The sequence below is a fragment of the Flavobacterium sp. W21_SRS_FM6 genome (genome assembly GCF_052119645.1).
Taxonomy (GTDB): domain Bacteria; phylum Pseudomonadota; class Gammaproteobacteria; order Enterobacterales; family Alteromonadaceae; genus Paraglaciecola.
Genome location: NZ_JBGQOM010000002.1, coordinates 111,383 through 125,350, shown reverse-complemented (window position 1 = coordinate 125,350; position 13,968 = coordinate 111,383). Strand labels below are relative to the sequence as shown.

General features: G+C 43.0%; 12 protein-coding genes. 7 read left to right on the top strand and 5 right to left on the bottom strand.

The window, feature by feature from the left end; translation table 11 throughout:
- Nucleotides 1–58: 58 nt before the first annotated feature.
- Nucleotides 59–886 (top strand): mechanosensitive ion channel family protein, encoded by an 828-nt coding sequence (locus ACEN2L_RS03760; protein ID WP_306020408.1) that lies wholly within the window; start codon nucleotides 59–61, stop codon nucleotides 884–886.
- 55 nt (nucleotides 887–941) lie between these two features.
- Here the strand turns inward: ACEN2L_RS03760 and mscL are convergent, their stop codons facing one another.
- Together mscL and ACEN2L_RS03750 are read right to left on the bottom strand one after the other, a co-directional pair.
- Nucleotides 942–1,340 carry a large-conductance mechanosensitive channel protein MscL gene (mscL, locus tag ACEN2L_RS03755; protein ID WP_441741806.1) on the bottom strand — a complete coding sequence of 133 codons (399 nt, stop codon included), beginning with the start codon at nucleotides 1,338–1,340 and terminating at the stop codon, nucleotides 942–944.
- Nucleotides 1,341–1,457: 117 nt separating this feature from the next.
- Nucleotides 1,458–2,255, bottom strand: coding sequence for a M48 family metallopeptidase (locus ACEN2L_RS03750; RefSeq protein ID WP_306020451.1), 798 nt, complete (start codon nucleotides 2,253–2,255; stop codon nucleotides 1,458–1,460).
- A 137-nt stretch (nucleotides 2,256–2,392) separates the two neighbouring features.
- On the opposite strand from ACEN2L_RS03750, the gene ACEN2L_RS03745 reads away from it, so the two are divergent.
- A complete protein-coding gene (locus tag ACEN2L_RS03745; protein ID WP_441741804.1) occupies nucleotides 2,393–2,866 on the top strand; it encodes a hypothetical protein in 474 nt (157 codons plus the stop codon).
- Between the two features lie 64 nt (nucleotides 2,867–2,930).
- Here the strand turns inward: ACEN2L_RS03745 and metK are convergent, their stop codons facing one another.
- Nucleotides 2,931–4,076 (bottom strand): methionine adenosyltransferase, encoded by a 1,146-nt coding sequence (gene metK, locus ACEN2L_RS03740; RefSeq protein WP_306020411.1) that lies wholly within the window; start codon nucleotides 4,074–4,076, stop codon nucleotides 2,931–2,933.
- Nucleotides 4,077–4,350: 274 nt separating this feature from the next.
- Here metK and tkt point away from each other — a divergent pair, with 274 nt between their 5' ends.
- The 5 genes from tkt (at nucleotide 4,351) to ACEN2L_RS03715 (ending at nucleotide 10,278) form a co-directional block, all read left to right on the top strand.
- Entirely contained in the window at nucleotides 4,351–6,348 is a 1,998-nt protein-coding gene (tkt, locus tag ACEN2L_RS03735) for a transketolase (RefSeq protein WP_441741802.1), read from the top strand.
- Nucleotides 6,349–6,507: 159 nt separating this feature from the next.
- A complete protein-coding gene (gene epd, locus ACEN2L_RS03730) occupies nucleotides 6,508–7,518 on the top strand; it encodes an erythrose-4-phosphate dehydrogenase (RefSeq protein WP_441741800.1) in 1,011 nt (336 codons plus the stop codon).
- Between the two features lie 44 nt (nucleotides 7,519–7,562).
- A complete protein-coding gene (locus tag ACEN2L_RS03725; RefSeq protein WP_441741798.1) occupies nucleotides 7,563–8,729 on the top strand; it encodes a phosphoglycerate kinase in 1,167 nt (388 codons plus the stop codon).
- Between the two features lie 123 nt (nucleotides 8,730–8,852).
- Nucleotides 8,853–9,752: a fructose bisphosphate aldolase gene (locus ACEN2L_RS03720; RefSeq protein ID WP_306020416.1), complete on the top strand. Its 900-nt coding sequence runs from the start codon at nucleotides 8,853–8,855 to the stop codon at nucleotides 9,750–9,752.
- Nucleotides 9,753–9,939: 187 nt separating this feature from the next.
- On the top strand, nucleotides 9,940–10,278 hold the full coding sequence (locus ACEN2L_RS03715) for a hypothetical protein (protein ID WP_306020417.1): 339 nt from the start codon (nucleotides 9,940–9,942) through the stop codon (nucleotides 10,276–10,278).
- A 20-nt stretch (nucleotides 10,279–10,298) separates the two neighbouring features.
- On the opposite strand, the gene ppx is transcribed toward ACEN2L_RS03715, so the two are convergent.
- Both ppx and ppk1 read right to left on the bottom strand, forming a co-directional pair.
- Complete coding sequence (gene ppx / locus ACEN2L_RS03710; protein ID WP_306020418.1) at nucleotides 10,299–11,825, bottom strand: exopolyphosphatase; 1,527 nt, start codon at nucleotides 11,823–11,825, stop codon at nucleotides 10,299–10,301.
- Nucleotides 11,809–13,923, bottom strand: coding sequence for a polyphosphate kinase 1 (gene ppk1 / locus ACEN2L_RS03705; protein ID WP_441741795.1), 2,115 nt, complete (start codon nucleotides 13,921–13,923; stop codon nucleotides 11,809–11,811). Before ppk1 ends, ppx begins: the two co-directional genes overlap by 17 nt.
- Between the last annotated feature and the right edge of the window lie 45 nt (nucleotides 13,924–13,968).

Here is a 13,968-nt window from a genome sequence, read left to right as displayed (position 1 = left end):
TAGAATGCCCACGCTACACATAACACATCGGAAATAACATCCACAATCGGAGCACACAATGTTTGATTTTAATTCAGAAGATATATCCCGTTTAGTCGACACCTACGTTATCCCTTGGTCCATCAATATCGTGATGGCACTTATCATTTATATCGTTGGCCGTATTATCGTTAAGATTTTGGTTAACTTATTTGGCAAGGTATTAGCGCGTTCTAAGTACGACAATATGCTTGTCGACTTTGTTAAAGCCATATTGAATGCGATTTTAATGCTGTTTGTCATTGTTGCTTCACTCGATCGTTTAGGCGTTGATACCACGTCTTTGGTGGCTATTTTAGGTGCAGCTGGTTTAGCTATTGGTTTGTCGTTACAAGGCTCACTACAAAATTTTGCGGCGGGTGTGATGTTGTTGGTGTTCCGTCCTTTTAAAGCCGGTGATTTTGTTGAGGCTGGTGGTACAGCGGGTGTCGTAAAAAGCATCAGTATTTTTACTACCGTGATGACAACGGGCGATAATAAAGAAATCATCGTACCAAATGGGTCTATTTACGGTGGCAACATTGTTAACTATTCAGCTAAACCGACTCGTCGAGTTGATATGGTTGTTGGCATTGGTTACGACAGTGACTTAAGAAAAGCCAAAGAAATATTGAAGGAAATGGTTGCTGCTGATGAGCGTATTCTGAAAGATCCAGCGCCAACGGTTGCAGTATCTGAATTAGCTGATAGCAGTGTTAATTTTGTTGTGCGCCCTTGGGTTAATTCATCAGATTACTGGGCAGTTAAATTTGATTTCACCGAAGCGGTAAAATTAAGATTTGACGAAGAAGGCATTAGCATTCCTTATCCTCAAATGGATGTACATTTACATAAAACCGAATCGTAAGATCAAAAAAAGCCAGATTCGGCGACGAATCTGGCTTACTAAATCAAGTAGCGTTTTATTTTTTCAACAAATCACGAATTTCTTCAAGTAATACTTCTTGCTTAGGTGGTGCAGCTGGAGCAGCCGGAGCAGCTTCTTCTTTCTTTTTCATCGAGTTCATCGCTTTAACACCCACAAAAACAGCAAATGCAATAATAACAAAGTCTATTACAGTTTGAACAAATTTACCCCAAGCGATTGCGACCGCTGGACTTTCTGCAGTGGCGTCTTTTAGTACATAAGCCAAATCAGTAAAGTTCACTCCACCTAAGGCTAGGCCAAGAGGCGGCATTAAAATATCACCAACGAAAGAAGCAACGATCTTACCAAAAGCGGCACCGATAATAATACCGACCGCCATATCGACCACGTTGCCTTTCATTGCAAATTTCTTAAACTCTGACATAAAACTCATTTAAACATCCTTCTTATTCGTTTTAATGAATGTTTAAACGTTAAACATTCTGTCGCGAGTCTATCTGATGATCACGATGTGTACAATTTTTTTGCATTTTGTTACAAATTAATCCAATTACCTCTTGCACTTAGGTTTATCAGAAGCGCTATTGAACATAGCCACCGCGGCAGGCAAGTGTTGCTCGATATTGCTAATCCGAGTAGCGGGTAAGGGGTGAGTAGATAACAACTCTGGTTGACGTTGATCACCACTGGCTTTTGCCATGTTTTGCCACAGCTTCACGGCTTCACCAGGCGCAAAACCAGATTGGGCCATGAGTTCTAAACCGATTAAGTCAGCCTCGCTTTCATGGGTGCGGCTAAAGGGTAATTGCACACCTACTTGCACTCCTGCGCCGATTGCCGCCATGATTAAGTTGTTATTGGCAATCTCATTGGCTTGCAACAAGGCATTGGTGGCTTCCATACCAATACCTATTAACGTACTACTCGACATCCTTTCGTTACCGTGCTCGGCAATAACATGGCCTACTTCATGACCTATAACCGCTGCCAGCTGTTCTTGGTTTTCTGCAACCGCCAATAAGCCCGTGTAAACACCAATTTTTCCTCCTGGTAAGGCAAATGCGTTTACTTGTGGATCGTCAAATACCACCACTTCCCATTGGCCATTAAATACTGAGTTGGGCACATGTTTAGTAATCGCGTTGGCGACACAATTGACAAATTCGTTAGTCACTGCTTTGCTGGATACTTTTTGTTCGGCTTTCATTCCGTCAAAGGTTTGTTGTCCCATTCCGGCTAGTTGTTGATTTGAATAGAGTTTGAGCTGGTTTCTGCCCATAGGAGATTTGGCACATGCGGTTAATAAAACTAAACAGCCAGCGTAAGTAACAAACCGAGAAAACTTCATCAAAATATCGACTCCAATTGAATAACTAAGTGTCTTGATATTACATTGATTCGGATAAGTCGTTAAGCTTATGTTCAGGCAAGTTTCATTATTTTGCTGCTTAGGATAGGTGAGTGTTAAAAAAACTAGGACGATATATGCAAAACAAATTGGCTTACGTAGGTGTTTTTCTCTTAGGGTCGCTATTGGTTGGTTGTGCTAATTCCACTGATGTGGATCGAAGAGCCCAGAACCAGTTTGTAACTGAATTTTATGCTTATGTGCAAGAGGTAAAAAAAGTTAGATTTAAATCCTATATCGGCGAAGGCATGGCCGTTGGTGCAATCGGTGGTGTAATTGAAGGCTCTGATGGCGACAAAGAAGATATGATTGCGGGCGGCATAGCTGGGGCTTTAGTAGGCGGTTTGTTTGCCGCGATTTTTGAAGGTAGCTCTAAAGGTTATGAATATCAGTTAAAAGCAGTAGATGGTGATGTGGTCACGGTGATTGTCGGTAAAAAATCCGGTGCAGTAGGGGAGTGCGTTAGTGTCAGAGTAGCGGGTGATGTAAGAATAACCCAGCGCCCAATGGAGAGCTGCATTGAAGCGGCTAAAGAATACCCGTCACTATAAAAAACGCCTCATCAATGAGGCGTTGTTGTCATAAGCGTTGACTTAATTGGGCCTAGCATAAAGTTTATAGACCGGCTTTTAGTAATTCCGCTTTGTCGGTTTTTTCCCAAGGGAACTCGTCACGGCCAAAGTGTCCATAGGCAGCCGTCGCTTGGTAGATGGGGCGTTCAAGGTCCAGCATTTTAATTAAACCATAGGGACGCAAGTCAAAATTAGCGCGCACCAACTCAATCAATTTGGCCTCAGATATTTTACCTGTACCGAAGGTTTCAATATTAATGGAGGTGGGTTCGGCAACACCAATCGCATAAGAAACCTGAATTTCACAACGGTCAGCAAGGCCAGCAGCTACGATATTTTTAGCCACATAACGTCCGGCATAAGCGGCAGAACGATCCACTTTTGAAGGGTCTTTACCTGAAAATGCACCGCCACCGTGTCTTGCCATACCACCGTAGGTATCAACAATAATTTTTCGACCCGTAAGACCACAATCACCCATTGGCCCACCAATAACAAAACGACCCGTTGGGTTAATAAAGTATTTGGTTTTTGCTGTTAACCATTTTGCTGGTAGCACCGGCTTGATGATTTCTTCCATGACCGCTTCACGTAAGTCAGCTGTACTGATTGAATCGCAATGTTGGGTTGAAAGGACAACCGCATCAATACCCACAGGCTGATTATTCTCGTAAACGAACGTCACTTGGCTTTTTGCATCGGGACGTAACCAGTTTAAAGTTCCGTTTTTTCTGACCTCTGCTTGGCGCTTTACTAAACGATGAGAATACGTGATGGGTGCGGGCATGAGCACGTCAGTTTCGTTACTGGCGTATCCGAACATCAATCCTTGGTCACCAGCGCCTTGTTCTTCTGGAGACGTACGATCAACGCCCTGATTAATGTCAGGCGATTGTTTACCGATAGCGTTTAAAACGGCACACGAATCAGCATCAAAACCCATATCAGAATGCGTGTAGCCAATTTCTTTTACTGTTTTACGGGTGATTTCTTCGATATCAACCCAAGCAGAAGTAGTGACTTCGCCACCGACTAATACCATACCGGTTTTGACAAAAGTCTCACAGGCTACGCGGGCACGTGGGTCTTGCGTTAATATAGCGTCTAACACCGCGTCAGAAATTTGGTCAGCGATTTTATCCGGATGTCCTTCAGAAACAGACTCTGAGGTAAATAAATGTGTTGTCATAATGGGCCTTACTTTGTTCGATTTTGTTTTATCGACTTGATAGCTCGGTATTTTACCTAATGTTCAATAAATTACCAGTCTTTCCATCTAGACGTCCAAACGTCTTTTTTAATGCGAGGAAATTTAGAGAAATAAAGTCACGTCAAAACAACCTTTTGTTATATGAAAAGCATTGAAGTTGTTGGTAGGCTAATACAAAATGCCAAGCCAATCGGATCTATTCCTTTTTATTTACTTTATTAATTTGATTTCAAATTTACCGTCAGGAGACAACATGCCCCAACGTCAAGAACTTGCCAACGCCATTAGAGCGCTAAGCATGGATGCTGTGCAAAAAGCTAATTCTGGTCACCCGGGAGCCCCAATGGGGATGGCTGATATTGCACAAGTGTTATGGTGTGATTTTCTAAACCATAATCCGACTAACCCTAAGTGGGACAATCGTGATCGCTTTGTCATGTCTAACGGCCATGGTTCAATGTTGGTGTATTCACTGCTGCATTTATCTGGTTATGATTTACCGATGGAAGAGTTAAAAAACTTTCGTCAACTTCACTCTAAAACACCTGGTCACCCGGAATACGGTTACGCACCTGGCGTTGAAACGACAACGGGTCCACTAGGACAAGGCATCAGTAATGCGGTCGGTATGGCGATTGCTGAAAAAACCTTAGCAGCTCAGTTTAACCGCGAAGGCCATGACGTCATTGATCATTTCACTTATTGCTTCTTAGGCGATGGCTGTCTAATGGAAGGTATTTCTCACGAAGCCTGTTCATTGGCCGGTACTTTAGGCCTTGGCAAGTTAGTTGCTTTTTGGGATGACAACGGTATTTCTATCGATGGTCATGTAGAAGGTTGGTTTACTGATAACACACCAGCGCGTTTTGAAGCTTATGGCTGGCACGTGATTGCTGATGTTGATGGGCACGATCCTGCTGCTATTGCTAGTGCAATTGAAGCGGCAAAAGCGGTAAGCGATAAACCTACCTTGATTTGCTGTAAAACCATTATCGGTTTTGGCTCACCTAATAAATCAGGTAGCCATGATTGCCACGGTGCCCCTCTTGGTGATGCAGAGATAGCCGCTGCTCGTGAGTTTTTAAAGTGGCCACACGCCCCCTTTGAAATTCCTGCTGATGTGTATGCTGGCTGGGACGCAAAAAGCCAAGGCGCCGAAAAAGAAGCGGCTTGGAACAAACAATTTGCAGCCTATGAGCAAGCTTACCCTGAATTAGCCGCGCAATTGTCTCGTCGTTTAAGCGGGGAATTGCCTGCTGACTTTAGCGAAAAAGCCGATGCCTTTATTGCTGAATCTCAAGCCAAAGCCGAAAATATTGCCAGCCGTAAGGCCTCACAAAACTGTATCCAAGCCTTTGCTACCTTGTTACCAGAAGTGATTGGTGGTTCTGCTGATTTAGCCGGCTCTAACTTGACTCTGTGGAAAGAAGCGAAAGGTATTTCTGCTGACGATGCCAGTGGTAATTATTTGTTCTATGGTGTTCGCGAATTTGGTATGAGCGGAATCATGAACGGGATTGGCTTACATGGCGGTTTCAGAGCCTTTGGTGCGACTTTCCTTATGTTTATGGAATATGCACGTAACGCTGTGCGAATGTCAGCTTTAATGGGCATTCCCAACATATTTGTCTACACCCATGACTCAATTGGCCAAGGCGAGGATGGTCCTACGCATCAACCTATTGAGCAAGTTGCAAACTTACGTTTAACGCCCAATTTGAATACTTGGCGTCCTTGTGACGGTGCTGAAACTGCGGTTGCTTGGAAATCTGCTTTAGAGCGTACTTCTGGACCTTCTGCATTGGTGTTCAGTCGCCAAGGTTTGACGGCGCAGTCTCGCACTGCTGCTCAGCTTGCTGATGTGGCAAAAGGTGGTTATGTACTGGTTGATTGTACTACACAACCTGACGTTATTTTGATTGCGACAGGTTCTGAAGTGGGTATTGCGGTTGAAGCTGCAGCCGCCTTAACGGAGTCAGGTATTGCAGTGCGTGTGGTATCCATGCCAAGCACGAACTTGTTTGATCAACAAGATGCGGCTTATCGTGAGTCGGTATTACCCAAAGCGGTAACTAAACGGGTTGCCGTTGAAGCTTTACATGTAGACTTTTGGCATAAATACGTTGGATTTGATGGTGCAATAGTCGGTATGTCGACTTTTGGTGAATCAGCCCCAGGTGGTGCTTTGATGAAACATTTCGGTATTACCAGTGACGCGGTCGTTACGGCAGCCAAAGGCTTATTGAATTAGTCGTTAAATGGCTTTCAGTAAAGTCAATAAATCTATATCCTAAGGCGCTTTCAAGCGCCTTTGTTTTTTCTGTTTTTAGGCTCAGTAGTCGACGCAGTAAAATCAAGTTCAAGGGATATCATTTTGGTTGAATAAACCAATGAATTATTTACGAGTATTATGCTGAGAATTGCAATAAATGGTTTTGGCCGAATAGGACGCAATGTACTGAGGGCCATGTATGAGACAGGGCTAAATCAGCACATAAAAATAGTGGCTATTAATGAAATTGCCTCACCCCAAGGGATTGCTCACCTATTGAAGTATGACACGTCTCATGGACGTTTTAGGATCCCTGTGGATCTGCACGATGAAGCTTTGCGTGTGGGCAGTGATACTATTCAATTATTTCAACAGCATAAAATTGAGCAACTCCCTTGGGCAAAGTTAGACATCGACCTTGTGCTTGAATGCACTGGAGTGTATGGCGATCGTGAAGCAGGGCTTGCTCATCTAAACCAAGGTGCCAAAAAAGTATTGTTTTCTCAGCCTTGTAGCGCAGACATGGACGCTACGGTGATCTTTGGCATCAACGAAGATCAACTCAAACCCACCGATCGCATTGTTTCTAATGGTTCATGCACCACAAATTGTATTGTGCCAGTAATACAAGTATTGGATGACGCCTTCGGCGTGCTCAGTGGTACGATCACTACAATTCATTCTTCCATGCATGATCAACAAGTTATTGATGCATATCATCCAGATTTACGCCGAACAAGAGCAGCAAGCCAGTCTATTATTCCGGTTGATACCAAGTTAGCAATTGGAATAGAACGTATTTTGCCCAAGTTCGCGGGTCGATTTGAAGCGATAGCTGTGCGCGTGCCCACCATCAATGTTACCGCGATGGATTTAAGCGTAACCTTGGACACCGAAGTGTGTATAGCGCAGGTTAACGCTGCCCTCAAAGCAGCAAGAAAAGGGCGCTTAGCGGGAATACTGGATTATACCGAAGAGCCCTTAGTATCAGTAGATTTTAACCACGACCCTCATTCGTGTATTGTGGATGGCAATCAAACACGGGTTAGCCACAAGCAATTGGTGAAAACCTTGGTGTGGTGTGACAATGAATGGGGTTTTGCCAATAGAATGCTAGATACAGCATTGGCCATGTTTGCCAGCGAATAAGCTGACACGTTTTCGATTTAATTTAAATATCAAGAAGGTACTGTATGTCTATTTTAAAAATGAGCGAACTTGAACTAGCGGGTAAAAGAGTCTTAATAAGAGAAGACCTTAACGTGCCGATTAAAGACGGAAAAGTGAGCTCTGATGCACGTCTACGCGCAGCTATCCCCACTATAAAACTTGCCGTGGATGCAGGTGCCAAAGTCATGGTGATGTCGCATTTGGGCAGACCAAGCGAAGGTGTGTTTGAAGAAGAGTATTCATTGCTTCCCGTTGTCAATTATTTACAAGACGCGCTTTCGTGCCCCGTGCGTTTAGAAAAAGACTATTTGCAAGGCCTTGAAGTGCAAGCCGGTGAAGTGGTTATTTTGGAAAACGTCCGCTTTAACAAAGGCGAGAAAAATGATGACGAAGTCTTAGCAAAACAATATGCTGCCTTATGTGATATTTACGTAATGGATGCATTTGGTACGGCCCACCGTGCGCAAGCGTCTACTCACGGTGTTGGCGTTTATGCACCTGTAGCCTGTGCTGGTCCATTATTGGCTGGCGAGTTAGAAGCTTTAGGGAAGGCGCTTGGTAACCCTGCACGTCCTATGGTGGCGGTAGTGGGTGGTTCTAAAGTATCAACCAAATTAACGGTGTTAGACGCTTTATCTAAAATTGCTGATCAGTTAATTGTCGGTGGTGGGATTTCAAACACCTTTATTGCGGCTCGTGGCCACAATGTGGGTAAGTCTTTGTATGAAAAAGACTTGATCCCAGAAGCACAAAAATTAATGGCGAATCTTGATATTCCCGAAGCGGTTGATGTGCGAGTTGGTAAAGAGTTTTCTGATACCGCACCGGCTGAAGTGAAGCTGGTAAATGAAGTGTTAGATGACGAAGAAATCATGGACTACGGTCCACAAACTGCAGCTCATGTTGCTGAAGTACTTAAAAGTGCTAAAACCATATTGTGGAACGGCCCATGTGGTGTATTCGAATTTGATAATTTTGCTAAAGGCACAGAAGTGGTCGCTCGGGCTATTGCCCAAAGTGACGCGTTTTCAATTGCCGGTGGCGGTGATACCTTAGCGGCCATAGATAAATGGGGCTTAGAAGATCAGATCTCTTATATCTCTACTGGTGGCGGTGCTTTCTTAGAATTTGTTGAAGGTAAGACTTTACCCGCAGTGGCTATGCTCGAAGCTCGAGCGGCAAAAAAATAATAAAAACTGGCTTAAGTCAGTAAGAAATTTATAAAAAGAAGGGCTTGAGTCCTCAACTACTAACCTATGTAACCTACGAGCCGTTCTACTATCGGCTTTAAATAAAAAGAAGGAGTGCACTACATGGCATCACCAGCACAATTGGACATGCTTGAAAAAATTAAGTCGCAAGTTGGATTTATTGCGGCATTGGATCAGAGCGGAGGGAGTACACCAAAGGCGTTGCGCTTATACGGTGTCATGGAATCTGACTACAATGGTGATGAAGAAATGTTCCGCAAGGTGCATGACATGAGGACCCGTATCGTAACGTCAAAAGCGTTTGATGGGAGCCGCGTGTTAGGGGCCATTTTGTTTGAAAATACCTTAGACCGAGAAATCGCTGGTAAACCATCAGCAGAATACTTGTGGCAAGATAAACACGTTGTGCCTTTTTTGAAGGTAGATAAAGGCTTACAAGATGAAGTAAATGGTACTCAGCTACTTAAGCCCATCAGTAACTTAGACGAGCTGTTAGCCAAAGCAAATAAGCAAAACGTCTTTGGTACAAAAATGCGTTCAGTGATTAAGTTAGCCAACGAAGCCGGTATTGAAGCAGTCGTTGCTCAGCAATTTGAGGTTGGAAAGCAAATTTTGGCTGCGGGCCTCGTGCCAATTTTAGAGCCTGAAATTGATATTCACAGCCCTGAAAAAGCAGCCGCTGAGGCAATGTTAAAGGCGGCCATATTGAAGCACCTAGATTCATTAAGTGCAGATACTCCAGTGATGTTTAAAGTGACTTTGCCAGAAACGGCGAACTTTTACGCAGAGCTTGTAAGTCATCCTAAAGTGTTGAAGCTGGTGGCTTTATCTGGTGGTTACGACCGTGAAGAAGCCAATCAGCGCCTGACAGAAAATAAAGGCATGATTGCCAGTTTTTCTCGTGCCTTAACTGAAGGTGTGAGTGCCCAGCAGTCTGATGCAGAATTTGATAGCGTACTAGACGCGACCATTGAAAGTATTTATCAGGCATCACGCAGCTAATTAGTTTGTTAGAAGCATGAACAAAGCCGGATCTCATTCGGCTTTTTTTATGTCCGCAGGCTGTTCAGTCTACTTCTACTTACTTGTTTTTTCAGTAGTTTCAGTTATTTTAAGCTTTTAAGATGAAATAATTACGCTATTATTGAGATGATAGTAATTTAACCCAAAGTGAAAGTAATTATCCCTTATGAATGTTGATTTGCCCTTACCACTTTATAAAAAGCTGACAGTAACGTTTCGGGTTGAGCCTGGTTGTTTGGGGCCTGATGGCATCGATCACATCGAAAAATTTTGTAAGTTTGCCAAGCAAGACGTTGCCACGCTGGATTCTGACTTTGTTCGTTGGGTTATCACACCGCGCTTTGATAAGTCATTACTTGAAACCGAATACAAAACTAACAATAAACGCTTGGATCACGATAAAGCGCAGAAGTATTTACGGGTATTTGGCAAGGAACTGGATGACTTTGAAGAGCATTTACAAGACAGGCTAGCGGAGCTAATTGACGAATTTCTGGGTCGTTAACTCCACTTTGCTTTGAATGCCTAATAGTGAAGCTTGAAGTCAATATCCTTTAAATATTCAAGTTCTCTTTCTAAATCAGCGCTAAAGACTGGTTTTTGGCTCAGCCAATCATCAGGCAGGTGTAGGGTAATTTTCTTGTCTAGTGCCGTTATTTTAATTTCAGGCAAGATGTCATCTTGACGTTTTATGTTCAATAACACCCCAATTCTGAGCAAGGTAATTAACTTCAATACTTGGCTCTGTTGTAACAACGTAAATTCTACGATGTCTGCTTTACGGATTTTCTTGCGATGAAAACGCACCAAGGTGGCCAGAATACTTTGCTGCTCTTGGCCAAAACCGGGTAAATCAATATTTTGCAGAATGTAACTCGAATGGCGTTGAATACCACGAGTATTAATGTGTAAACCAACTTCGTGCAGTAGGGCAGACCAACCCAACAGACTTTTTAACTCAGGGTGATTAATATCCCAACCTTTGCGAACCTGTTGAAATAGATCCATGGTTGTATTTAAAACCCGCTTTGCTTGTTCGATATCTACGTCATATCGCACCGCTAAACTTTCAGCACTGCGCTGGCGAATATCCTTTTGCGCTAACTGGTCGCCCATTTCATATAAAACACCTTCACGCAGCGCCGCAGATGAAAACTCCATTTCAGTAATGTGTAAGCTCTTAAATACGGCAATTAGAATGGACAATCCCGCTGCAAAAACCGGGCGACGGTCATCACTCAAACCTTCTAATTTTAAATCTTTACTGTTACCCGCCGCACAGCATAGGTCCATCAGTACGTTTAAGTCACTCAACGACACGCAGTTTTCACGATTGGTGGAGTCTAGTTGAGAGGCCAGCTCAATGATGCTTTTAATGGTGCCAGAGGTGCCTATACAGGCTTTCCAACCGATCTGATTAAACTTCTTGTCGATGAGTTCTAATTCTTGCTGGGCGCTAGTAATGGCTTTGGTAAAAAACTTAGCTTTGATTTCGCCCTGTTTGAAAAATTTATTGGTGTAACTCACGCAGCCCATTTGCAAACTACGTAAAATTTTGGTCTCAAATCCTTCACCAATAATAAATTCGGTAGACCCACCACCAATATCCACGATAAGGCGTTGGCCTGTTTGATGATTGGTGTGTGCCACACCTTGGTAGATCAAACGTGCTTCTTCGGCCCCTGAAATCACTTCAATGGGGAAGGGAAAGACTTTTTTGGCTGCCTGCAGAAATTCTTTTGCGTTACTCGCTCTTCTAAGGGTATGAGTGGCGACGACTCTTACCGACTCAGGTGCAAAATCTTGCAGACTTTCTGCAATAGTGGCAAGCGTATCAAGGCCACGTTGTTGGGCTTCTTCTGACAATGCGCCGTCAACACCCAGCCCATCAGCAAGGCGCACTTTTTGTTTGACCCGATGCAATATTTGCACTGAGCCTGCGACAATGCGCGCTACCACTAAGTGAAAACTATTGGAACCAAGATCCAGCGCAGCCACTTTTAGGGACTCTCTTACTTCAACGGTGTCAAAGGCGTTATTCAGATTTAGCATTTTGTTTTGTTTCCAACCCTTTTAGGTAGTCATAAATTGCAACTTGCGAACGAGTTTGTTTGCGATTGCCGCGTTTAACATATTTATTTGTTTGCTCGGCATCAATGACTCTGGCCTTAACCGTATCATGCCATTGGATATTTAAAATATTTAGTATGCGATTTTTAATATCAGGGTCAAAAATCGGGCAACCTACTTCAATTCGATTGTCCATATTGCGGGTCATCCAGTCAGCTGACGAAATAAAAACTTTTCTGTCGCCTCCATTTTCAAATACGAGGACCCGAGGGTGCTCTAAAAAGCGGTCAACGATACTAATGATACTGATATTTTCGCTTAAGCCTTTTACCCCTGGGATCAATGAGCAGATCCCGCGAATGATAGCCTTTACTTTCACACCTGCTTGACTTGCCTTATACAAATCGTCAATCAGCAATTCATCGTCTAAGTTATTTAATTTGAGAAAAATTTCGGCTTTTTGGCCTTCTTTACAATTTTGTATTTCTTGGCGAACCAGCAACTGAATTTTAGTCCGCGCATTAATAGGTGATACTTGTAAATGCTGAAACTTCACGCGCCTGTAGGGCTGTTGAATAAAGGTGAAGAGGTTTTCAGCTTCCTCTGTTATTTCAGGATTACGCGTAAATAGGCTAAAGTCTGTGTATATTTTGGCGGTTTTTTCGTTAAAGTTGCCAGTGCCTAAATGCGCGTAATTGACTAATTTGCCATTTTCTTCGCGGCTTACCACACAAACCTTACTGTGAATTTTTAATGCTGGCATACCAAATACGACTTTAACACCCGCATCGGTCATGGTTTTTGACCATTCTATATTGGCTTGTTCATCAAATCTTGCTCGTAGCTCAACCACGACGGTGACTTTTTTACCGTTATCCACCGCGTCAATTAACGAACCCATGACCCGTGACTTACTGGCAACACGGTAAATGTTCAGCCGAATATGTTTGACTTGCGGGTCAAAGGCCGCTTGGCGCACAAATTCTGTGAAGTGTAGAAACCGATGATAGGGGTAATACAACAAAATATCTTTGGCGGTGATGGCTTCAAATACCGTGTCGTATTTTGCAAAGTCAGTCGCTGTCATCGCCGGTAGTATAGGGTTTTCGAGATATTCACGGCCGATATTAGGAAAACCGATAAAGTCTTTAAAGTTACGATAGGCACCGCTGGCGATCAAGCTGTCAAACGACGATATCTTTAAACGTTTTTGCAAATCTTTCAGCATGTCTTCAGGCATTCGACCATCGTAAACCACGCGCACAGGCTCAGCGATTAAACGTTGCTTCATACTGTCAGACATCTTATCTACGTAACTTTCGTCAATTTCATCATTGATCGAATATTCTGAATCTCGGGTCATCTTAAATGAATAAGCGCTTAATTTATCAAATTTGATAAAGCCCCTAAAAATGCTCTCAAGGTTTTGCCGAATAATATTGTCGAGCAAAATAATGTATTTTTTCTTACGGCTTTTTTCTGGGGGTATTACCACAAAGCGGGACATAACCTGAGTGGGAACTTCTATAGTGGCATAACTAGTGGGCTTGCCTTCGTTATAAATACCAATATATAAATAGGTGACCGAATCATTTAATCGAGACACTAATTTTACTTTGTTATCCAGCAGAATAGGCGCGATATGCCGTAGAATTTTGTTTTTGAAATAGTCTCGCAACCACTGAGTATGAAAGGGGTTTAAATCTTTCTCATCGAGTAAATAAATACGATAGCGAGCTAAACGGGCAACAACGTCTTCGTATACTCGATCAAAATCTTTGGTCATCACGAGTACCCGTTGTTGAATTTTTTCCATCAACAATTTGGTGTCGTCGGCTTTTTGTGTATCGCCTTCGTTTAAATGAATGTAAATCTTACGTTTCACATCAGCAACGCGGACCCGATAAAACTCATCCATGTTACTTGAGTAAATACCTAAGAAGCGTATTCGCTCAATGATGGGATTTTTTTTATCAGCCGCTTCTTGTAATACGCGTTGATTAAATGCTAACCAGCTTAGTTCTCTTGGATAGTAGGTAGTGGTTTGTAATGGCATGGTTCTATTCAATTTATCCGTCATAAGACAAAACGTCGATCCTCAGGTGAGAATGTGACGTTTTGATGA

Coding starts and splice junctions, on each gene's coding strand:
- ACEN2L_RS03760 (WP_306020408.1), top strand. CDS start 59: ATGTTTGATTTTAATTCAGAAGATATATCCCGTTTAGTCGACACCTAC.
- mscL (WP_441741806.1), bottom strand. CDS start 1,340: ATGAGTTTTATGTCAGAGTTTAAGAAATTTGCAATGAAAGGCAACGTG.
- ACEN2L_RS03750 (WP_306020451.1), bottom strand. CDS start 2,255: ATGAAGTTTTCTCGGTTTGTTACTTACGCTGGCTGTTTAGTTTTATTA.
- ACEN2L_RS03745 (WP_441741804.1), top strand. CDS start 2,393: ATGCAAAACAAATTGGCTTACGTAGGTGTTTTTCTCTTAGGGTCGCTA.
- metK (WP_306020411.1), bottom strand. CDS start 4,076: ATGACAACACATTTATTTACCTCAGAGTCTGTTTCTGAAGGACATCCG.
- tkt (WP_441741802.1), top strand. CDS start 4,351: ATGCCCCAACGTCAAGAACTTGCCAACGCCATTAGAGCGCTAAGCATG.
- epd (WP_441741800.1), top strand. CDS start 6,508: ATGCTGAGAATTGCAATAAATGGTTTTGGCCGAATAGGACGCAATGTA.
- ACEN2L_RS03725 (WP_441741798.1), top strand. CDS start 7,563: ATGTCTATTTTAAAAATGAGCGAACTTGAACTAGCGGGTAAAAGAGTC.
- ACEN2L_RS03720 (WP_306020416.1), top strand. CDS start 8,853: ATGGCATCACCAGCACAATTGGACATGCTTGAAAAAATTAAGTCGCAA.
- ACEN2L_RS03715 (WP_306020417.1), top strand. CDS start 9,940: ATGAATGTTGATTTGCCCTTACCACTTTATAAAAAGCTGACAGTAACG.
- ppx (WP_306020418.1), bottom strand. CDS start 11,825: ATGCTAAATCTGAATAACGCCTTTGACACCGTTGAAGTAAGAGAGTCC.
- ppk1 (WP_441741795.1), bottom strand. CDS start 13,923: ATGACGGATAAATTGAATAGAACCATGCCATTACAAACCACTACCTAC.